18 protein-coding genes are annotated in these 20,287 nt (G+C 71.9%); 11 read left to right on the top strand and 7 right to left on the bottom strand.

Going from position 1 to position 20,287, the window contains the following annotated elements; translation table 11 throughout:
• Nucleotides 1-189 precede the first annotated feature (189 nt).
• The gene (locus ASF49_RS05820) at nucleotides 190-753 is read right to left on the bottom strand and encodes a superoxide dismutase family protein (protein WP_056469175.1); all 564 of its coding nucleotides are present in this window, start codon (nucleotides 751-753) and stop codon (nucleotides 190-192) included.
• Nucleotides 754-1,076: 323 nt separating this feature from the next.
• Between ASF49_RS05820 and ASF49_RS05815 the strand changes: the two genes are divergently transcribed.
• A complete protein-coding gene (locus tag ASF49_RS05815) occupies nucleotides 1,077-1,670 on the top strand; it encodes a hypothetical protein (protein WP_056469172.1) in 594 nt (197 codons plus the stop codon).
• 79 nt (nucleotides 1,671-1,749) lie between these two features.
• Here ASF49_RS05815 and ASF49_RS05810 read toward each other — a convergent pair whose 3' ends face one another.
• Nucleotides 1,750-2,106: a GcrA family cell cycle regulator gene (locus ASF49_RS05810; protein WP_243214471.1), complete on the bottom strand. Its 357-nt coding sequence runs from the start codon at nucleotides 2,104-2,106 to the stop codon at nucleotides 1,750-1,752.
• A 335-nt stretch (nucleotides 2,107-2,441) separates the two neighbouring features.
• Between ASF49_RS05810 and ASF49_RS05805 the strand changes: the two genes are divergently transcribed.
• From ASF49_RS05805 to ASF49_RS05780, 6 genes are all read left to right on the top strand, one after another.
• On the top strand, nucleotides 2,442-4,085 hold the full coding sequence (locus ASF49_RS05805; RefSeq protein ID WP_056469170.1) for an inorganic phosphate transporter: 1,644 nt from the start codon (nucleotides 2,442-2,444) through the stop codon (nucleotides 4,083-4,085).
• Nucleotides 4,086-4,183: 98 nt separating this feature from the next.
• Complete coding sequence (locus ASF49_RS05800) at nucleotides 4,184-5,197, top strand: NAD-dependent epimerase/dehydratase family protein (RefSeq protein ID WP_056469167.1); 1,014 nt, start codon at nucleotides 4,184-4,186, stop codon at nucleotides 5,195-5,197.
• Nucleotides 5,198-5,347: 150 nt separating this feature from the next.
• Nucleotides 5,348-6,100 carry an ABC transporter permease gene (locus tag ASF49_RS05795; protein ID WP_056469165.1) on the top strand — a complete coding sequence of 251 codons (753 nt, stop codon included), beginning with the start codon at nucleotides 5,348-5,350 and terminating at the stop codon, nucleotides 6,098-6,100.
• 1 nt (nucleotide 6,101) lies between these two features.
• Nucleotides 6,102-6,860: an ABC transporter ATP-binding protein gene (locus ASF49_RS05790; RefSeq protein ID WP_056469163.1), complete on the top strand. Its 759-nt coding sequence runs from the start codon at nucleotides 6,102-6,104 to the stop codon at nucleotides 6,858-6,860.
• A gap of 99 nt (nucleotides 6,861-6,959) precedes the next feature.
• On the top strand, nucleotides 6,960-7,208 hold the full coding sequence (locus ASF49_RS05785; RefSeq protein WP_056469161.1) for a DUF2842 domain-containing protein: 249 nt from the start codon (nucleotides 6,960-6,962) through the stop codon (nucleotides 7,206-7,208).
• Between the two features lie 105 nt (nucleotides 7,209-7,313).
• A complete protein-coding gene (locus ASF49_RS05780) occupies nucleotides 7,314-7,721 on the top strand; it encodes a hypothetical protein (protein ID WP_056469159.1) in 408 nt (135 codons plus the stop codon).
• 5 nt (nucleotides 7,722-7,726) lie between these two features.
• Here the strand turns inward: ASF49_RS05780 and ASF49_RS05775 are convergent, their stop codons facing one another.
• Complete coding sequence (locus ASF49_RS05775) at nucleotides 7,727-8,806, bottom strand: polysaccharide deacetylase family protein (RefSeq protein ID WP_056469156.1); 1,080 nt, start codon at nucleotides 8,804-8,806, stop codon at nucleotides 7,727-7,729.
• Between the two features lie 191 nt (nucleotides 8,807-8,997).
• Here ASF49_RS05775 and ASF49_RS05770 point away from each other — a divergent pair, with 191 nt between their 5' ends.
• Nucleotides 8,998-10,197: a GNAT family N-acetyltransferase gene (locus ASF49_RS05770; RefSeq protein WP_056469153.1), complete on the top strand. Its 1,200-nt coding sequence runs from the start codon at nucleotides 8,998-9,000 to the stop codon at nucleotides 10,195-10,197.
• A 78-nt stretch (nucleotides 10,198-10,275) separates the two neighbouring features.
• On the opposite strand, the gene ASF49_RS05765 is transcribed toward ASF49_RS05770, so the two are convergent.
• Nucleotides 10,276-12,597, bottom strand: coding sequence for an exopolysaccharide transport family protein (locus ASF49_RS05765; protein ID WP_056469150.1), 2,322 nt, complete (start codon nucleotides 12,595-12,597; stop codon nucleotides 10,276-10,278).
• 186 nt (nucleotides 12,598-12,783) lie between these two features.
• On the opposite strand from ASF49_RS05765, the gene ASF49_RS05760 reads away from it, so the two are divergent.
• The 3 genes from ASF49_RS05760 (at nucleotide 12,784) to ASF49_RS05750 (ending at nucleotide 16,441) form a co-directional block, all read left to right on the top strand.
• Entirely contained in the window at nucleotides 12,784-13,356 is a 573-nt protein-coding gene (locus ASF49_RS05760) for a polysaccharide biosynthesis/export family protein (protein ID WP_056469148.1), read from the top strand.
• Nucleotides 13,357-13,651: 295 nt separating this feature from the next.
• A complete protein-coding gene (locus tag ASF49_RS05755; RefSeq protein WP_056469220.1) occupies nucleotides 13,652-14,842 on the top strand; it encodes a glycosyltransferase family 4 protein in 1,191 nt (396 codons plus the stop codon).
• Nucleotides 14,843-14,914: 72 nt separating this feature from the next.
• Nucleotides 14,915-16,441, top strand: a complete 1,527-nt coding sequence (locus ASF49_RS05750) for an undecaprenyl-phosphate glucose phosphotransferase (protein ID WP_056469144.1) — start codon at nucleotides 14,915-14,917, stop codon at nucleotides 16,439-16,441.
• A 90-nt stretch (nucleotides 16,442-16,531) separates the two neighbouring features.
• On the opposite strand, the gene ASF49_RS05745 is transcribed toward ASF49_RS05750, so the two are convergent.
• The 3 genes from ASF49_RS05745 to ASF49_RS05735 form a co-directional block, all read right to left on the bottom strand.
• Complete coding sequence (locus ASF49_RS05745) at nucleotides 16,532-16,891, bottom strand: hypothetical protein (RefSeq protein WP_056469141.1); 360 nt, start codon at nucleotides 16,889-16,891, stop codon at nucleotides 16,532-16,534.
• A gap of 42 nt (nucleotides 16,892-16,933) precedes the next feature.
• Complete coding sequence (locus tag ASF49_RS05740; RefSeq protein ID WP_056469137.1) at nucleotides 16,934-17,317, bottom strand: calcium-binding protein; 384 nt, start codon at nucleotides 17,315-17,317, stop codon at nucleotides 16,934-16,936.
• 395 nt (nucleotides 17,318-17,712) lie between these two features.
• Nucleotides 17,713-20,145, bottom strand: coding sequence for a TonB-dependent receptor (locus ASF49_RS05735; protein WP_056469134.1), 2,433 nt, complete (start codon nucleotides 20,143-20,145; stop codon nucleotides 17,713-17,715).
• Between the last annotated feature and the right edge of the window lie 142 nt (nucleotides 20,146-20,287).

Genomic DNA, 20,287 nt, shown 5'->3' with positions numbered 1-20,287 from the left:
CAGGACCACAACACCCCGGACGCCATGTACGCCGAGGCCGGCCTCGACGCCGCCGGCATCCTCAAGACCGTCAAGGCCGCACTCCCCGAACGGAAGGCGCGGGGCGCCAAGCTCGTCAGCGTCGTCCAGAAGTAGGTCGGCGCTGGGAAAACCCCGCGGGGCCGAGGGCTCCGCGGGACTGTGCGAGGCCTACTTGATCACCGCGCAGGCGATGCGGGCGCCGGCGCCGCCGATCGGCTGGGTGGTGTGATCGTCCTCGTTCGCGTGGATGATCAGGGCCGAGCCGTCGCCGTCCTTGAGGGCGCCCTCGCCGGTCAGCGGCGTCTCGCTCGACACCTCAGCGTTCACCGACCCGTCGGCATTGGCGAAGACGTTGGGCAGGTCGCCCTCGTCCGGGCCTTCCGGGTTGAGCAGGCCGTGCTTGCTCTGGTCGTGGTTCACGTGGGCCTTCGACTTCTCGAACTTCGCGGTGTCGGAGCAATCGCCCACGGCGTGGAAGTGGATGCCGTGCCAGCCGGGAGGAAGGCCGCCGGGCTGGATCGTCACGCGCATGACCAGGGAGCTCGCGCCGTCGCGGATCGCGATCTTGCCGATGGGCTCGCCCTTCCCGTTCTGGATCGGGCTCTCGAAGGTCTGCGGTGCCGCGGGGGGCGCTGCCTCCGCGGGCGCGGCCGGGGCGGGCTGCGCGAGGGCAGTCTGGGCGGCGAAGGCCGTGCTCGCCGCGAGGGCGAGGACCGACGGAAGTCGTCTCATGAAATGGCTCTCCTCTCCACGCCGGGTACGCCAGTGGAGCGACAACGAAGATGGTCCCGGGGCGATCCACGGCAATGCCGGGGATGCGCGACCTTTCCCATGCCACGGACGGCGAGGCCAGATGCCGTGACCGTCGCGGGCACCTGTGTTCTCCGGCACGAAGACGTCCCGGGTGCGTGGACGAGCTCTTAAGGTTTCGCTAAGTTTCCCCTGACGAGGCCGAGGTCGGGGCCTGATTCACCAAGTCTCTCCCGGTGGACGGGTTCAAGATCTTGGCATGGTGTCATCAGCGATTGCAGCGTAAGGCTCGTTGGGAGGTTCCCATGACGTTCGCCGTCCCTCGCCGTCTCGGGTTCCTTGCTCTCGTGATCGGCGCCCTGCCCACCCTGGCCCTGTCGGAGACGCCGCAATCCTCGGCGTCCGGCCGGACCTGGACCGACCCGCCGGCCCGCGGTGCCGCCGAGGTCAAGCCCGCGCCGGCGCCCGAGGCCCCGAGCCAGGCCGCCGCGCCCGCGGCGGCCGCCGAGGCCAAACGCCCGCTTCAGGCCGCGGCCCGGACGCCCAAGAGCGTGCGCGGGTATACCGAAGCACGCGTGCGGGTCACGCACCGGACGGCCTCCGCGCCGCGTCACCAGGCCATCCGCGCGGTCGCGCGCGCGCCCGCCGCCCCGGACCGCGCCGGTCGCCGCCTCGTCCAGCGGCCCGCTGCCTATGCGGCGCGGCCCCCGGTGATTCGCTACAGCTACGGGGTGGCTCCGGCCGCGACGGGGATGTTCGTGTACGAGGACGACCGGGCGCGCCGGATCCGGCAGGCCCAGGAGGCCGGCTACCTCGTGGTCCGGTCCCGCAGCATCGAGTTCCCCGACGGAAGACGCCTGCGCACCTACCGCCCCTACGAGGAGGAGAGCGACGACTAGGATCCGGCCGGCGGCGCAAACGAAAACCCCGCCGGGGATGCCGGCGGGGTTAAAGGCAGATCGGGGCCGACCCTGCGGATCAGCGCAGGCGGCCGGGCCGGGCGGGCTCGAACACGATGCGGCGGTGGAAGGCGCACCAGCTCTTGCCGTCCGGCGCCGGGGCGCCGCAGCAGACGGCGCGGTCGTTGGGCTCGCCGATGATGAATTTGCACACGAAGGCACCGGACTGCGCGAACGGCACCCGCAGCTCGGCGGAGGGCTCGGCGATGGCATCGGCCTCGCCGACCTGTGACATGCGGACAAGCTGGTTCATGGATCGGATGACTCGCGGACTGTCTTTCGCGGGCGAGGCCCTGCGGATTGTGGCGGATCGGGAGCGTGTCGCCTTCGGGAGGGCCTCTCCCCTGCATGGACTCGGCGGGCGGCCCGCAGACATGTTGGGGAGGATTCGCGGACCCGGAACGGGTCGAGAGCGCGGCCGAACCGGACGCGACAGCGTCATGATGCTGTTATATCTGGGGTTTGCCCTCCGGCAAACAAGTGCTGACGCATGTGTGTGTTGCAGCGCACAGCTTTCCCGCCCCTTGCTCAAGGCGCCGAACGCGGGTCCGGGTCCGCTCACGAACCAGCATCGGGTTTCATCCCGGCCCGCGTGAGGAGACGGGGCCGCTGTCATCGTCCTGTGACAGGATCGTCATAGGGGCGGAGCGTGCGCGGCGTCGCGGCGGGATCATCCCGCCTGCGTGATCGCCCCGCCGAGGGACCCGATTCATGGCCGACGCGATCGCCCCCGGACTTCGCTCCGCGCCGCCGCAGACGGGATCGGGGCGCCGCCCCGGCCCGAACCTCGACGGCGGCATCCACGTCTCGGGCCTCGTCGCCTTCGCCGTCGTCCTCGTCGGCGGGCTCGCCTATGCCGGCTACAGCCTGATCCACGACATGAACGCGGTGGGCGAGAGCCCACTGGCGATCGGGGCCTTCGCGCTCCTCGCCCTCGCTCTCCTCATCGCCCTGGCCTTCGAGTTCGTGAACGGCTTCCACGACACCGCCAACGCGGTGGCGACGGTGATCTACACCCACGCGATGCCGCCGGTGGTGGCGGTGGTCTGGTCCGGCGCCTTCAACTTCCTCGGGGTCATGCTGTCCTCGGGCGCGGTGGCCTACGCCATCGTCACCCTGCTGCCGGTGGAGCTGATCCTGCAGGTCGGCTCGTCCGCCGGCTACGCGATGATCTTCTCGCTGCTGATCGCCGCGATCCTGTGGAATCTCGGCACCTGGGCGCTCGGCCTGCCGAACTCCTCCTCCCATGCGCTGATCGGTTCGGTGATCGGCGTCGGCCTCGCCAACCAGCTGATGGCGCCCGACGGCCAGGGCACCTCCGGCGTCGAGTGGGGGCAGGCCGTGAAGGTGCTGGAGGGGCTGCTGTTCTCGCCCGTCCTCGGCTTCGTCCTGGCGGCCCTGCTGCTCCTGGCCATGAAGGCGGTGGTCAAGCGACGCGACCTCTACGAGGCCCCCGAGGGCGAGGCCCCGCCTCCGCTCTGGATCCGCGGCCTCCTCATCCTCACCTGCACCCTGGTGTCGTTCTTCCACGGCGGCAACGACGGTCAGAAGGGCATGGGCCTGATCATGCTGATCCTGATCGGCGCGGCCCCCACCGCCTATGCCCTCAACCGCACCATGTCGGACGACATGACCCCGGTCTTCGTGCAGCGCTCGCAGGACGCCAGCGCGGTGTTCGTGGCCCGGGCCGGAACCGCGGCGCGCCCCGACGCGGCGGCGGCCCGCGGCCAGGTCAGCGAGGCCCTGCGCACGAAGGCGCTGAACACCCCCGCCGTCTACGCGGCGCTCGCCGCCCTCTCCGACGACATCGCCGCCTCGGTCCAGCGCCACGGCGCGATCCGCCAGGTGCCGGCCGCCGCGACCCCGAACCTGCGCAACGACATGTACCTCGCCGCCGACGCGGTCCGGCTGCTGCCGGGCGCCGGCGCCGGCTTCCCGGAGGCGGAGGGCAAGACCCTCAAGGCCTACGAGGGCCTGCTCAACGACGGCACCCGCTACATCCCGACCTGGGTGAAGGTCTGCGTCGCCCTGGCGCTGGGCCTCGGCACCATGGTCGGCTGGAAGCGCATCGTGGTGACGGTGGGCGAGCGGATCGGCAAGACCCACCTCACCTACGCCCAGGGCGCCTCGGCCGAGATCGTGGCCGCCGGCACCATCGGCCTCGCCGAGCTCTACGGCCTGCCCGTCTCCACCACCCACATCCTGTCGAGCGGCGTCGCCGGCACCATGGCGGCCAACGGCTCGGGCCTGCAGGTCGCCACGGTGCGCAACATGGCCCTGGCCTGGGTGCTCACCCTCCCGGCGGCCATCACCCTGGCGGGCGGGCTGTTCTTCATCCTGCGACACGTGTTCTGACGGGCGGGCCGGGCGAGCCCGGCTTTCTTGAGGTCGCGCGGCGCTGCGTGTAGGTCGGGGGTGGGCGCGATCCGGTTCGGACGGCCGCCAGGAACCCCATGCGCGTCTTCGTGACCGGCAGCGCCGGCTTCATCGGCTATCACCTCGCGCGGCGCCTCCTCGACGAGGGGCACGCCGTCACGGGGTTCGACGGCTTCAGCGACTATTACGACGTCGCCCTGAAGCGGGCGCGACACGCCGACCTCGCGCGAGATCCCGGTTTCACCGCCGTCGAGGCCCGCCTGGAGACGCCGGGCGCCCTGCGGGAGGCGGTCGGCCGGGCCGCCCCCGAGATCGTGGTGCACCTCGCGGCCCAGGCCGGCGTGCGCCACAGCCTGGAGAATCCCGGCGCCTACGTGGAGGCCAACCTCGTCGGCATGGCCAACCTGATCGAGGCGGTGCGGGCGCATCCGGTGCGCCACCTCCTGTTCGCCTCCACGAGCTCGGCCTATGGCGGCAACACCGCCCTGCCGTTCCGCGAGACCGATCCCGCGGTGACGCCGCTGACCCTCTACGCCGCCTCCAAGCTCGCCGGCGAGGCGATGACGCATGCCTACAGCCACCTGTTCGACATCCCGACCACGGCCTTCCGGTTCTTCACCGTCTACGGTCCCTGGGGCCGGCCGGACATGGCGCTGTTCCTGTTCACCCGGAAGATCCTGGCGGGCGAGCCGATCACGGTCTTCGCCGGCGGCGCGGCCGAGCGCGACTTCACCTATGTCGGCGACCTCGTCGCGGCGGTCCGGGGCCTGATCGACCGTCCCCCGCCCCGCCCCGGCGACGGGCAAGGCCCGGCCTGCCCCGGCGACACCCTGAGCCCGGTGGCGCCGTTCCGCCTCGTCAACATCGGGGGCGGGCGCCCGGTCCGGGTCGACGCGATGATCGACGAACTGGAGCGGGCCCTGGGCGTCCGCGCCGAGCGCATCCTCCAGCCCCTGCCTCCCGGCGACGTGCCCCGCACCGAGGCGAGCACCGACCTCCTGCGGGTGCTGATCGGCGCGGTGCCCGAAACGCCGCTCAGCACCGGCATCCCCGCCTTCGTGGCGTGGTACCGGGGCTATTACGGGGTCTGATCCGCGAGGTCCCCGCTCCCGCAGACCTCCGCCGCAGACCCGTTCCCCTCCGTTCCGACCGAAGCATGTCCCTCCGATGATCCCCAGTTCCTTCCCGCCCCGGCGCTTCCGCCGAGACGGCTCGTCCCACGGCGTCGCGGGCGGCCGGCCATGATGGCCCTGCGCTCCACCGCCCTGGCGGCGGCCGGGCTCCTCGCCTTCCTGGTGTTCTGGGAGGCGATGCCGCGCCTCGGCCTGATCAACCCGGCCTTCCTGCCGCCGCCGAGCACGATCCCGGCGGCCTTCCTCAACGAGGTGCGCCTCGGCGTCTGGGGCGAGGCGGTCCTGTCCAGCCTCAGCCACTACGTGACCGGCCTCGCCGTCGGCGCGGGCGCCGGCATCGCGCTCGGCCTCCTCAGCGGCATGTTCCGCTGGTTCGAGGCGGCCACCGCCTGGATCGTGCGCCTGCTGCGGCCGATCCCCGGCCTCGCCTGGGTGCCCTTCGCCATCATCTGGTTCGGCGTCCAGCCCGAGGCCGCCGTCTTCATCATCGCCATCGGCGTGTTCTGGATCGTGTTCTTCGCGACGCAGGGGGCGGTACGCGGCGTCGACCGCGACCTCGTTGAGGTGGCCCAGGCCTTCGGCTTCGGCTCGCCCTGGTCCCGGCTCACCAAGATCCTGCTGCCGGCGGCGACCCCGGGCATCCTCGTCGGCCTGCGCACGGCGCTCGGCCAGGCCTGGATGGCGGTGGTGGCCGCCGAGATCTTCGGCGTGCCCGGCGTCGGCGCCCGGATGATGCAGGCCTCGAGCCTGCTCTCCACCGACATCGTCGTCGTCTACATGCTCACCATGGCCGCCCTCTACGGCCTGTTCGACACGGCCTTCGTCGCCCTCCAGGGGTGGCTCCTACGGTGGCGCGCCTGAGATGTCCGAGCCGATCATTTCCATCGCGGGGCTCGAGCTCGCCTACGCGCGCGCCGGCACCCGCAACGTCATCCTGGCGGACCTCGACCTCGAGGTGGCCCGCGGCGAGTTCCTCGTGATCGTGGGCGAATCCGGGGTCGGCAAGTCCACCGTCCTGCGCGTGCTGATCGGGCTGGCCAAGCCGAGTTCGGGCAGCGTGCGCCTCCGGGCCCGCCCCGACTGCCGCACGCCCATGGCCCTGGTCTTCCAGGATGCGCGGCTCCTGCCCTGGCGCCGGGTCATCGCCAACGTCGCCTTCGGGCTCGAGGGCAGCGGCCTGTCCAAGGCCGAGCGCCTGGCCAAGGCGCAGGCCATGCTCGACCTCGTGGGCCTCGCCGACCTCGGCCAGCGCTGGCCGCACCAGCTCTCCGGCGGCCAGCGCCAGCGCGTCGCCATCGCCCGGGCGCTCGCCGTCGATCCGGACGTGCTCCTCATGGACGAGCCGTTCTCGGCGCTCGACAGCTTCACCCGCGAGGGCCTGCAGGACGAGCTGCAGCGCATCCAGGCGGCGACGGGCAAGACCATCCTGTTCGTCACCCACGACATCGACGAGGCGGTGACGCTCGCCGACCGGGTCGTTGTGCTCGCCGGCAGCCCGGGCCGGCTGTCGGCCGAGATGCCGATCACGGTGCCCCGGCCCCGGCGCCGGCGCGACGCCGCCCTGCAGGAGGCCGCCCGGCAGTTGCGGATGGAGCTGTCGAACCGCTCGGCGGAGCTCTAGGGCGACGGGTGCGAAAAGGGTCGCGGGCGCGGCCGTTGCCATCCCTCGCCCGGCGCTCTACCCCGCTGGGACCACCCGTTCGCTTCGAGGACCTGGCCGATGCGCCGCCGCACCCGCTCGCTGATCGGCACGATCGTGATGCTGGCCTTCATCATCGTCTACGCGCCGCTCGCCATGGCGCTCGCCGACAGCCGGATCTCCGAGACGCCGGCGCCCGTGCAGGCGGTGCTCTACGCCCTGCTCGGCATCGCCTGGATCTTCCCGCTGATGCCCCTGATCAGCTGGATGGGCAGGAACGACGCGAGCAAGAACGACGGGAGCGGGAACGATGCCGGGAACCGGCGCTGAAACCCCGGGATCTCGGGAGAAAACGTCGGTCCGCGTCGGGTTTTCGCCGCACTCGCGGCCCAGACACGCGCCGTGTCATTCGTCAAAAGGCCGTCGTTCCGCTCAATGCTAAGCCTGCGCACGCCCTCGCTCCTGCTCGGCCTCGCGATCCTGTCGGTCCTGTCGCTGCAGCCGGCGCGGGCGCAAGGGGCGCCGCGCTCGGTCTCCGATTGTGAGCGCCTGAAGAACGACCTCGCCTACAACCAGTGCCTCGCCATGTTCGGCCCGGCCGCCAAGAACGTCGCCAGCGGCGTCTCCTCCGGGGCCGCCTCGGCCTCGGCCGAGGTCGCCAGCGCCCTCGCGGCGATTCCGCAGAGCATCGCCGCGAGTGCCGCCGCGACGGGGGCGGCCATCGCCTCCATCGGGCACCGCACGCGGCGCGGGCGCCACGCGCGCTACGGCCGCCAGAGCGCCAGCTTCGCCATCGCGGGCGGCGAGAGCCGCTCCTATCGCCGGCACCGCCGCCGGCGCTGAGCCCGTCAGCCGACGTTGAGCCGGCGGCCCCGGTTCCAGGCCAGGAACGGCACCCCCGAGAGCAGGGCCGAGAGCGCGGCCTCCGTCTGGTGGTGGCCGTTCACCGAGACCCGCGGCAGCGCGTGCAGGTGGTCCGCATGGGCCGCGAACAGGTGGCCCGGCCGGGTCGTCACCGCCGTCGCGAAGCCGAGGTCCCGGGCGAGGGCGAAGTCGCGCGGGCCGGCCGAGGTCGGATCGCCCACCGGGTAGGACAGGTGCGCCACCGGGCGGCCGAGTTCGGCCGCGATCCGCGTCCGCCCCTCCCCGATCTCCCGGCGCGCGACCGCGTCGTCGTGCTTGGCGAGCATCGGGTGGCTGATCGTGTGGGCACCGAACGTCAGGAGCGGATCGCGGCCGAGGTCGCGCAGCTCGGACCAGGACAGGCAGAGGTCGCCCGCGATGGCGCCCGGGGCCAGGCCGGCCTCGGCGCAGAGGCCGGCGATGACCGCGAGGAGTCGCGCCTCCGGCCCAGACCGCAGGTGGCGGTAGACCCTGTCGAAGGCCGCGGATTTCTCGCTGGCGTCGCGGGCCGGCAGGTCGAGCCCGGCCCCGGGCACCCGGACCCGGTCGAGGCGCCGGATCGCCTCTTCCAGCTCGAGCCACCAGAGGCGCCCCCGCCCGCTCGCGAAGTCGCTGGTGAGAAACAGGGTCCAGGGGGCTCCGTGCCGCCGCAGGATGGGGGCGGCGTGCTCGGCATTGTCGCGGTAGCCGTCGTCGAAGGTGAGCACCACGAAGGGGCGCCCGCCCGTGGCGAGGCGCTCCGGCAGGGCGTCGAGGCCGATGATCTCGAAGCCGCGCCGGCGCACCAGCGCCAGGGTCCGGTCGAGGAAATCGGGGGTGATCGCCAGCAGGCCGTTGGGGGCGTAGGCCCCCGGGAGCTCGGGGCGGACGTGGTGGAAGGTCAGGATCAGCCCGCGCCCCCGCGCCACCGGGCCGAGCCAGAGGTCCGCCCGGCTCGCCGCGATGGCGCGGAAGCCGGCGGCGAACAGCCGGTGGCGCCGGCTCAGGGGGGGCGTCGGGGTCGCGGAGGTGTCGGGCGCGGACATGGTTTATCCGTTTCGGCGGCCCCGCAGGGGAGCACGCCAACCGGCAAGGTTTCGTTACCCACGCGCGCAGACAGGCGGAGCGTGTCGGCCCGGCGTCACCGGTGGGTTAAGGGCTGCCGGTCCAGGGTCGGCGCACCATTCCGGAGGGGCCTGGCCCGCCGGTCGCCCAGGATGATGGCAAGGATGATGGCATGGCCGTTCTCGCCCATGAACTGACCGGAGCCGGAGCGATGCGCGCGCGGGAGCGGCACGGCCTCGCCGCGGAGGTCTTCCACGATCTGGCCGCCGCGGAGGCCCTGTGGCGCGCCCTCGAGGCCGATCCGGCTGTGCTGGCGACGCCCTACCAGCGCTTCGACTGGGTCGCGGCCTTCGCCCGGACGATGCCGGACGCGGACCTGCGCATCGTCGTGCTGCGCGACGCGGCCGGGCGTCCGCGGGTGCTCCTGCCCCTCGTGGTCGCCCGCGAGGGCGGAGCGCGGGTGGCCCGGATCGTCGGCGCCAAGCATGCCAACTACCACATGCCGCTCTTCGCCTCGCGCGAGGCGGCGGCGATGCCCCCGGAGGATCTGGCGGAGGCCCTGCGCCGGCTCGGCCGCGCGACCGGGATCGACGTCTTCGCCCTCTCGCACCAGCCCCGCTTCTGGGACGGCGCCGCCAATCCCCTGCACCATCGGGCCGAGCCCTCCCCGAGCGACGGCTACGGGCTGATCCTCGGCCCCGACCCGGACGCGACGCTGAAGCGCGTCTTCAGCAGCGATGCACGCAAGAAGCTGCGCGCCAAGGAGCGCAAGCTCGTGGAGGCCTTCGGGCCCGTGGCCTGCCGGCGGGCCGAGACCTCCGAGGAGGTCGGGCGCTTCCTCGCCGCCTTCTACGGGCAGAAGGCCGCGCGCTTCGCCGCCATGGGCCTCGCCGATCCCTATGCCGATCCGGCGGTGCGGGATTTCCTCGCCCGGGCGGCCTCCCCGGCGGGCGGCTCGGTCCTCGAGGTGACGGCCCTCGTGGCCACCGAGACGGACCGCGTCTTCGCGGTCTTCGCCGGGGCGGTCGACGGGCAGCGCTACAGCGGCATGTTCACCGCCTTCGACGCCGACCCGGCGGTGAGCCGGTCGAGCCCGGGCGACATCCTGCTGCACCACCTCGTCGGCGACCAGACGGCCCGGGGCCGGCGGAGCTTCGACCTCGGCGTCGGCGAGGCCCGCTACAAGAGCAGCATCTGCGACGAGACCATCGAACTGGGCGAGGTCGCCCTGCCGGTGACCCTGCGCGGGCAGGCCTTCGCCCTCCGGACCATCGCCGCCGCCCGCCTCAAGCGCCGCATCAAGCGCGACCCGCGCCTGATGGCCCTGGTGACGCGCCTGCGCCGGCGCCGGGCGGCGGTGGCGGCGGAGTGACCATCGTCCCGAACGCGGGGCGCCGCCCGCGCGGATGCGAGGGCGGCGCCGTGTGACTCGACGATCGGGCGGGCCGGTTCAGGCGGCCGAGCGGCGCAGGGGCATCGCGTCCTCGGAAAAGGCCGGTGCCTCGGGGGCGAGGGAGGCGGCGGCCTGGTCCTGGGCCACCAGGACCTGGGCGGCGCCGGAGGCCTCGGCCAGGGCGTAGAGGTCGAGGAGGTCGGAATCCTCCGGGTTGCGGTCCGAGGCGAGGACCACCGTGTCCATCCGGCCGCCGGCCACCGCGAGGATGTCCCGCGCGGTCTGGACCTGCGGCGTGCCGAGGCGGCACACCACCCAGTCATAGGCCTGGGCCAGGGCGTCGAGGGTGATCGCCAGGGCCTGCGGCTCCTCGGCGAGGATTGCCGCGTCGACGAAGCCGCGCGGAATCGCGTGCAGGCGCGAGCCGGGGATCGACTGGATCACGTCCGCGAAGGCGGCCTCGCCCGCCACGAGGTCGGTGAGGCCGACATCCTCCGCGCCGCAGGCGGGACCGTTGAGATCGACCACCACGACGTGCGCGCCCGCCGCGAGGCTGCCGCCGAGGCTGACCGCGAGGCCCGCCTCGCTGCGCTTGGCCGGCACCGCCTCGACCACCAGGACGGCGCGGCCCTCGCCGGACAGGGCCGGCCCGGCGCCCGTGCGCAGGCGGGCGATGAGCGCCTCGAGGGCATAGGCGCCCGCGTCCGCCGTCGCCGCTTCGGGCGCGGCCGTGGTGGCCTCGGCCCGGACCGGGGCCAGCGTCGGCCGGACGGTCGCCGCCTCGGGCGTCGCGGCGGCCGGGACCGGCCGCGCGGCGGCCTTCAGCGGCGCGCCGGCGGCGTCGCCCTGGCGCGCCATCGCCAGGGAGGCTTCCGGAAAGGCGAAGGGCTGGTGGTGATAGGCCGGGCGCTCGGCGCCGGTCTCGGTTTCCTCCTCGCGCCGGCGGCGCCGGCCCGGGCCGTCGGGATCCCCGAGGAGGTGGCGGGCGATGACGCCGCCCGTGGCGAACAGGAGGCCGAGCACCGCCGCCAGGAGCACGATCGGGAGCTTCTTGGGGAAGGACGGCGTCTCGGGCGTGATGGCGCGCGAGACCACGCGGGCATCGGCCGGGGCCGCGCTCTCGGCGTCGCGGGCCGAGGCCTCGCGGTAGCGGGCGAGGTAGGATTCGAGCTGCTCGCGCTGGGCCTTCGCCTCGCGCTCCAGGGCGCGCAGCTGGACCTCGCTGGAATTGCCCTTCGAGACCACGTCGCGCTGCGCGTCGACCGCCGCGCTCAGGCTCTCGACCCGGGCCTCGGCGATGCGGGCATCGTTCTCCAGGGTGCGGACCACGCGCTCGGCGGTGGCCTTGATCTGGGCGTCGAGGTCCGAGATCTGGGCTGTCAGTTCCTTGATGCGCGGGTGGGCCGGCAGCAGGGTGCGGGATTCGAGGGCGAGCTGGTTGCGCAGGGTGATGCGCTGCTCGACGGTCCGGCGGATGATCTCGTTGTTGGCCACATCCGGGATCTCGAAGGCGCGGCCGTCCTTGATCATCTCCTTGATCAGCTTGGCGCGGCCGGCGAGGTCGGCCTTGGCGGTGCGGGCCTGGGAGAGCTGCGTCGACAGCTCGCCGAGCTGCTGGGCGCCGAGGGGCTGGCCGGCGGCGCCGCCGGTGGCGATCAGGCCGTGGCTGGCCCGGTAGGTCTCGACCTTGGCCTCGGCATCGGCGACGCGGGTGCGCAGGGTCTCGATGTTGCCGCCGAGCCAGGTCGAGGCGTAGCGGGCGGTGTCGGTCTTGGCCGCGTCGAGGGAGGCGATGTAGAGCTCGGCGATGGTGTTGGCCGCCTGCGCCGCCAGGTGCGGATCCTTCGAGCGGAACTCCACCGTGAGGATGCGCGACTTGCCGGCCGGGTAGACGGTCAGGCGGTCGAAGTAGGTCTCCAGCATCCGCTCCTCGGGCGGGCGCTCCATCGGGTTCTTGGCCAGCCCGATCATCATCAGGGCGCGCTGGAGCGGGCCGAAGCCCGAGACGCCGGGATCGAACTCGGCGTTGCCGGCGAGCGAGAGCCGGCGGATCGCCTCGCGGGCGAGGTCGCGGGACATCACCACCTGCACCTGGCTCGCCACCGCCTGTTCGTCGATGGGCTGGGTCTGCTCGCCGCGCTCCTGCGCGGTACGGGTGTAGGGGGTGTCGCGGCTCTCCAGCAGGATCTTCGCCTCGCCGGTGTAGCGCGGCGAGACCACCTGCACGAAGGCGATGGCGCCGATGGTGACGAGGGCGGTCGGGATGACGATCCAGCGCCAGGACCGGCGCAGCAGGCCGGCGAGCTGCGACAGGCCCAGGCCCTCGCTCTCGGCGGGGGGCGCATCGCGTGTGGGCTCGAACGGCGAAGAGCGGGGCATGGCTCGATCTTTACGCAAGGCAAGGATGTCGACCGCGAGATGGCCGGCTTTCCACGACTAGACTGGTTTAAGGTTGACCGGACGTTAAGAACCGCGCGCTTCGTGGGGGCCGATGCGGGACGTCAGTGTTCGTTAACCATATCGGCTTACCACCCGTTGGGAATTCTCCTCACGACGGCAGTGGTGATGAACCGGCGATCACTCCTCTTAGCTCTCTCGTCGAGCCTGGCGCTCGGCGGCTGCCTGCGCCCGGATTTCCGGACCGACCAGCTCGATGCCACGGGCACCGGCTCCATCGGTGCGCGCTACACGCTCTCCGCTGGCGACCGCCTGCGGGTCATCGTCTTCGGCCAGGACAATCTCTCGAACATCTACGCGGTCGACGGGGCCGGCAACATCGCGATGCCGCTCATCGGCCTCGTGAAGGTCGGCGGCCAGCCCACCAGCCAGGCGGCGCGGACCATCGAGGCCAAGCTCTCCTCCGGCTTCGTGCGCGAGCCCCACGTCACCGTGGAGGTCGACGCCTACCGGCCCTTCTACATCCTCGGCGAGGTCACGACCTCGGGCCAGTATCCCTACGTCAACGGCATGGCGGTGGAGACCGCGGTGGCGATCGCCGCCGGCTTCGGCCCCCGCGCCGCCCGCGACTACGCGGTGCTGACCCGCGAGGGCCGTGACGGGCTCGTCTCCGGCATCGTGCCCATGACCTACCCGGTGCGCCCGGGCGACACGATCGTGATCAAGGAACGGTTCTTCTGAGAACCGGCCGACGAAACCTCTGCGGATGCGAAGAATCCCGCCTCGGCGATTCAGATTCGCCTAACTGAACTGCGAACTATTCCGCTGATCCGGCCATTCGCACGCATTCGCGCGGGCATCGGTTTAACGGTCCGCGCACCTGTGCCGCGCCAAGGTCCCCCGACGGACGAGCGGCCCGACCGCTCGCGCAACGGTGCGTGGAGCAGCTGTCGTGAACGCGTTCACCCTCGGTCAGACCGGTGCCAGCGGCCCGGGCCTCGCGATTCATGCCGCCTCCGGCGGCCCTGGCCCCGCGATCCACGCCGCCTCCGGCGGCCTCCCCACCCAGCGCATCCTCCACGTCTTCCGCGCACCGGTCGGCGGCCTGTTCCGGCACGTGGTCGACCTCGCCCGGCTCCAGGCCGCGGCCGGGCACCGGGTCGGGATCGTCTGCGACGCCTCCACCGGCGGCGAGCGCGCCGCCCAGGCCCTGGCCGACCTCGCGCCCTCCCTGGTCCTCGGCATCACCCGTCTGCCCATGCGGCGCAACCCGCACCCCTCCGACCTCGCGGCCCTGCGCGCCATCGCCCGGCGGGCCGCAGCGGTGGGCGCCACCGTCCTGCACGGGCACGGGGCCAAGGGCGGCGTCTATGCCCGCATGGCCATGGTGCCCGGCCACGCGCCGATCCGCGCCTACACGCCCCACGGCGGCAGCTACAACTACAAGCCCGGCACCCTGCGCCACCGCTTCTACATGGGCCTGGAGCGCCTGATGGGCCTGCGCACCGACGTGTTCCTGTTCGAGAGCGAGTACGTCGCCGGGCGGCACCGGACCTTCGCGGGCGACCCCCGCCGCATCACCCGCATCGTCCACAACGGCATCGGCGAGGCGGAATTCGCCCCCATCGTCCCGGCCGAGGAGCGCTACGATCTCGTCTATATCGGCGAGCTGCGCGACGCCAAGGGCGTGCCCTTCCTCCTCGACGCGCTCCTGCGCCTGCGCGCCGCCGGCCGGCCCCTGCGCCTGCTCATGGTCGGTTCCGGCCCCGACGCGGCGATCCTGGCCGAGCGGGTGGTGGCGATGGGCCTCGGCGACGCCGTGGCCTTCGAGCCGCCTCAGGCGATCCGCCCGGTGCTGGCCCGGGGCCGGCTCATGGTGGTGCCCTCCCTGGCCGAATCCCTGCCCTACGTGGTGCTGGAGGCGGCCGCCGCCTGCCAGCCCCTCGTGGCCACCAATGTCGGTGGCATCCCGGAGATCTTCGGCGCGGCCGCGTCCGAGCTGGTGCCGCCCCGTGACGGACAGGCGCTGGCGCGGGCCATCGCCCGGGTCCTCGACGAGGAGCCCGATGCCCGCCGCCGACGCTTCGAGTCCCTCGCGGCCTCGGTCCGCGCCCGGTTCCCGATGACGCGCATGGGATCGGACGTGCTCTCCGGCTACGCCGCGGCCCTGCGCGCCCGGGCTCCCGACACCGGCCCCGGCCCCGCCATGGCCTCCACGGCGTCCTGAACCCGCCGCCCCGACCCGACCCCCAGCCCCCTGCCCGATTCCAAGACGCGTACCTCAGCCCGGAAGCCAGCCATGAGCGCCTTCGATGTCCGTGACCTGCTGGATGCCGCCGGCCGGTTCGCCACCTCGGCCGAGGCAGGCCCGGCGGCCGCGCTGCCGCCCGCCGAGGCGCGGAGGCATCCGGCCGCCCCGAAGCGGCTCTCCCCGGTGGTGCTCGCCGGCTGCGTCCGGATCGCGGAATTCGTCCTCGTCGCCGGCCTCGGCATCGTGATCCAGCGGCTGCAGCTCGCCGGGATCGTGCCGCTCTCGCCCCGCTACCTCGCCGCCGCCTTCGGCCTCGCCGTCCTGGCGGTGTGCCTGCTGCAGGCCTCGGGCGCCTACGGCATGGCCGCCTTCCGGACCCTGCGCGGATCGGCGCTGCGGCTGGTGGGCGCCTGGTCGCTGGCGTTCCTCCTGGTGGCCACCGCCATGGTGTTCGCCAAGATCGCCGACCACTATTCCCGGGTCTGGATGGCGAGCGTCTTCGTCGCCGGCCTCGCCGCCCTCGTGGCCGGGCGGTTCGCCCTCGCCCGGTTCATCAGCGCCCAGATGCAGCGCGGCCATTTCGACCGCCGCACGGCCATCGTCGGCGGCGGTCCGGTCGCCGAGGACCTGATCCGCGCCCTCGACGCCCAGTCGGATTCCGGCGTGCGCATCGTCGGCGTCTTCGACGACCGCGGCGATACCCGCTCCGACACCGTGGTGGCGGGCTATCCGAAGCTCGGCACCGTGAGCGACCTCGTCGCCTACGCCCGCACCACGCGCCTCGACCTCATCATCTTCACGATCCCGATCGCCGCCGAGGACCGCATCCTGCAGATGCTGGCCAAGCTCTGGGTCCTGCCGATCGACATCCGCCTCTCCGCCCAGGCCTCGAAGCTGCGCCTGCGCCCGCGCGCCTATTCCTACCTCGGCGCGGTGCCGGTGCTCGACATCTTCGACAAGCCGATGGCCGACTGGGACATCGTCGCCAAGAGCGTCTTCGACCGGGTCGTCGGCCTCGCGATGCTGGTGGCGCTCGCCCCCGTGATGCTCGCCGTCGCCCTGGCGGTGCGCCTCACTTCGGCCGGCCCGGTGCTGTTCCGACAGAAGCGCTACGGCTTCAACAACGAGCTGATCGAGGTCTACAAGTTCCGCTCGATGTACGTGAACCAGAGCGATGCCGGCGCCGCCCGGCTGGTGACCCGGGACGACCCCCGCGTCACGCCCGTCGGACGCTTCATCCGCAAGACCTCGCTGGACGAGCTGCCGCAGCTCTTCAACGTCATCAAGGGCGAGCTCTCCCTGGTCGGGCCGCGGCCGCACGCTCTCCAGGCGAAGGCCGCCAACACCCTCTACGACCAGGTGGTGGACGGCTACTTCGCCCGCCACAAGGTCAAGCCCGGCATCACCGGCTGGGCCCAGGTCAACGGCTGGCGCGGCGAGACCGACACCAGCGACAAGATCCAGAAGCGCGTCGAGCACGACCTGCACTACATCGAGAACTGGTCGATCCTGTTCGACGTCAAGATCATGCTCGCGACCCCGGTCTCGCTGTTCCGCACCAAGAACGCCTACTGATCCGGACCGGCCGCCGAACGCGACGAGGGCCGCCCCCCGGCGAGGGGGGCGGCCCTTGTTTCATTCGGCCGCGAGGGGCGCAGCGTCGTCCTACGGGAGGGCGCCGGCCTTCTTCTTGACCTCGGTCATCGTGTCCTCGCAGCCCTTCATGTCGCCGGCCTTGTCCTGGGCGCGGGCCTTCTTGATCAGGTCGCGCGCCTCGGCCACGCCGCCGGCGCTCGCCGTGGTCGACGGGTCGGTCGGCTTCACGTTCGGCGCCTTGTCGAGGGCCTTCTCGGAATGCGACGTGGTCGGACCGCCCGGGGGCTCCTTGCCGGTGACCTGCTCGGCGCCGGCGCTGTCGAGGCGGCGCTCGATCGTGGCGATCTGCTCGGAGCAGGACGAGGCGAAGGCGGGTCCGGCCGCGCCGAGGAGGACGAGGGCGGCGGGCAGGACGAGGGTGATCCGCATGGATGGGCTCTCCGGGGGGAATGACCGCCCCGCGGGGCAGCCTTACTTCAGCAGGGTCGCCAGAGAAGCGCCGGCGGGCGACGAGAGTTCCTTCGCATCGATCGTCCCTTCGGCATCCGGATCTGCGGCTTTGAAGCGCGCCGCCACCACGGCGAGGTATTCCGTCTTGTCGAGGGTGCCGTCCTTGTCCGGATCGGCGGCCTTCAGCTCGGCGGCCGTGAGGAGGCCGTTCAGCTCCTTGGCATCGAGGGTGCCGTCCTTGTCGGGGTCGAGCATGTCGAACTTCCTGGAGGCGGCGGCCTGCGCCTCGGCCAGATCGATGGTGCCGTCCTTGTCCGGATCGAAGGCCGAGACGTCGGCCGCGAAGGCGGGGGCGGCGCCGAGCAGGACGGCGAGGAGGGTGACGGCAGACAGGCGGGACGACATAGGGCAGCACTCCGAAGATCAGCGGAAAGAACTGTCAGGTTCTTGCCGAAGGAAAGACATGACAGGGGCGAGTCCGCCCGAGTCGAGTCGAGTCGAGTCGACGACTCAACTTGCGTCTCCCTAGAAGAGCCGGGAGAATCTGGCAACCCTCGACGGGGTCTTTTGGACTCTTGCTCGGGTTGAAAAGGAAAGATCACCGCATCGTGAGGGCCGATGGCTCACGGCGCAGGGATCGCAACGACAAACGGCGCAGCCGGGGAGCTGCGCCGTTTGTCGATCTACGGGATATTCTGGCCCTGTCGCCGGTCCGGATCCGGCGAGGTTCCGCTCGGGAGGCTCTCAGCTCCTGCGGTCGGAGGGCTCGGCCGGGGAACCGAGCCCTTCGGCGCCCCGGCTCACCAGGTCACGCGCACGCCGCCATAGGCCGAGAGCGGCTGCACCAGGGTCGTGGTGCGCGGGTCGTTGATCACGAAGTTGCCCGCCACCGGGCCGGTCTCGGCGAAGGTGCCGAAATTGGCGTAGCGGTTGTTGAACAGGTTGGTGACCAGGGCGAAGACCTGCACGTTCGGGCTGATCTGGATGCTCGTGTTCAGGTTCGCGGTGAAGTAGGCCGGCAGCTTGCGGTTGATGTTCGACTCGTCGCCGCGGAAGTAGGACGAGGAGAACGCCTGGAAGTTCATGCCGAAGGTCCAGATCGGCGTGATCAGGTAGTTGAACCCGGCCTTGAACTGGTGGTTCGGGATCAGCGGGACGTTGTTGCCGCGCCGGACGTTGATGAGGCCGTCATCGGCGAGCGGGTTGTTGGGCGAGGACAGCTCGCCCGCGAACTGGAAGGTGGCGTCGATCAGGGCGTAGTTGCCGTAGAGGCTGAGCCGCTCGCCGACATACTCGCCCGAGACCTCGATGCCCTGGCGCTGGGTGGCCGGCACGTTGACGAAGTAGCCGCGGGCGGCGTTGCCCGGCACCGCGACCTGCAGGATGTCGTTGCGCAGGTCGGTGCGGAAGGCGCCGATCTTGTAGTTGAACAGGCCGTTCTCGTAGAAGTTCGGCACCGTGCCGCGGAAGCCCACCTCGTAGGTCTGGCCGGTGACCTGCTTGAGCGGCGGATCGGCCACCAGCGAGTTCGGCAGCAGGCAGGGCCGGTCGGGATTGGCGCAGGCGAGTTCGAGCGGGGTCGGGGCGCGGTTCGACTCGGAGTAGCCGCCGTAGAGGTTCAGCCAGGGGAAGAAGCGGTAGGTCGCGCCCACCACCGGGTTCACCTTGGTGAAGTAGTGCGTGCCCGTCACGTCCGGCGAGAAGCCGGTCTGGTCCTGGGTCGAGATCCGCGCGAAGTTCAGCCGGGCGCCGGCGGTGAGCGACAGGGCGTCGGTGACGTCGAAGGTGTCGAGGGCGTAGAGGCCCATGTACAGGTTCGAGCCCGTGACGTTGCTCGGCGCGATGCCGAGGGCCGCCGCCGTGCGGATCGCCTCGGTGCCGAGGCCCGGGATCGTGCCGTAGTTCGGGTTGAGCGGATCCGTGGTGACGCTGAGGTCCGGGTTGATCACCCCGAGGGTGCTCGACGACTTGTAGGTGTAGTTGGCCGCATCGATGCTGCCGCCCACCACGAAGGTGTTGTTGTGGCCGAAGATCTGGTCGCGGTTGGTCGCCTGCAGGGTGCCGCCGTAGCCGACGGCCTCGGTGCGGATCGTGTCGAGGGTGCCGTAGGGGACGCCCGCCGTGAACGGGATGCGCTGGCCCTGGCGGCCCAGGATCGTGAACTGGTCGCGGAAGGCGCGGTCGCTCAGGGCACCGCGCTCGAACCCGTCATCCTCGAAGCAGAGGAAGCCGCGGTTGCTCGAGCGCGTGCTGCACTGCTCGAAGTTGCCGTCGTTGCCGTCGACCACGAACTGGCTCAGGCGGCGCACGTAGGCGTTGCCTTGCAGGTCCCAGGTCGGCGAGACCGCGACCTTGCCGGTGACCTGGATCTGGCCCTGCTCGGTGGAGATGGTCTGGGGCGAGGTGAAGATCGCCCGCTCGTTGACGCGGGTGAAGTCCACCGGCGTGGCGGCGGCGGCGCCGAAGAAGGTCTTGGCGCCCGACGCGATGATGTGGAACTCGGAATCGAGGGTCTTGTGGCCGAGATCCGCATAGACGCGGCCGATCTCGGAGGGCGAGCGGAGGCGCCAGCCCTCGTCGCGCAGGCCCTCGCCGGCGAAGTAGAAGCTCCAGGGTCCGATGACCTCGCCGTATTGCAGCGAGCCGAGGATGCGGCCGTTGGAACCGCCGCTGACGGTGATCTCCTTGCCCTGCCAGGTGAAGCCGTTCTTCATCTCGATGTTGACCGCGCCGCCGAGCGCGTTGAGGCCGAAGACCGGGTTGCCGGTGACGACGTCGATCCGGTTGATCGCCACCGAGGGGATCAGGTCCCAGTTCACCACGTCGCCGAAGGCCTCGTTGATGCGCACGCCGTTCTGGTAGACGGCGAGGCCCTGCGGCGCGCCCTGGAGCGGCGAGGCGTCGAAGCCCCGATAGGTCAGGGTCTGGCGGAAGCCGTTGCCCTGCCCGTCCGACAGGTTCACGCCCGGCGTCTTGCGGGCCAGGGTGAAGGTCGGGTCGAGGGTGGCGCGGTCCTGCGCGAAGTCGGCCGCCGTCACGGTCTCGACGGTGTTGGGGATCTTGTAGAGGGACTGGCCGCCGCCGCCGCCGGTGGCGCCGACCGGGCTGGTCGCGACCACGTCGAGCTCGCTCAGCGTCACCGATTGCTGGCCGCCGGCCCCCTGCGCCAGCACGGCACCCGGCAGCAGGGCCACCGACAGCAGCAAGCTGCTCCGCAGTGTCCGTCTCGTCATCCCCAGTCCCCCAAGATCGTCTTCGTGTGCCTGCCCCTTGGCCGGGGCTTCGAAGACAGTCTTGCGAGGATTCGGGCGGCAAGAACAATCGCGCGCCGCGCCGATTCAGCGCTTTTGCGCGTCGCCGGCTCCATTGGGAGCG

Source organism: Methylobacterium sp. Leaf104 (assembly GCF_001422885.1).
In the GTDB taxonomy this organism is placed as follows: Bacteria; Pseudomonadota; Alphaproteobacteria; order Rhizobiales; family Beijerinckiaceae; genus Methylobacterium.
The sequence above is the reverse complement of the archived record's forward strand: the minus strand, read 5'-3'. Positions and strand labels throughout refer to the sequence as shown.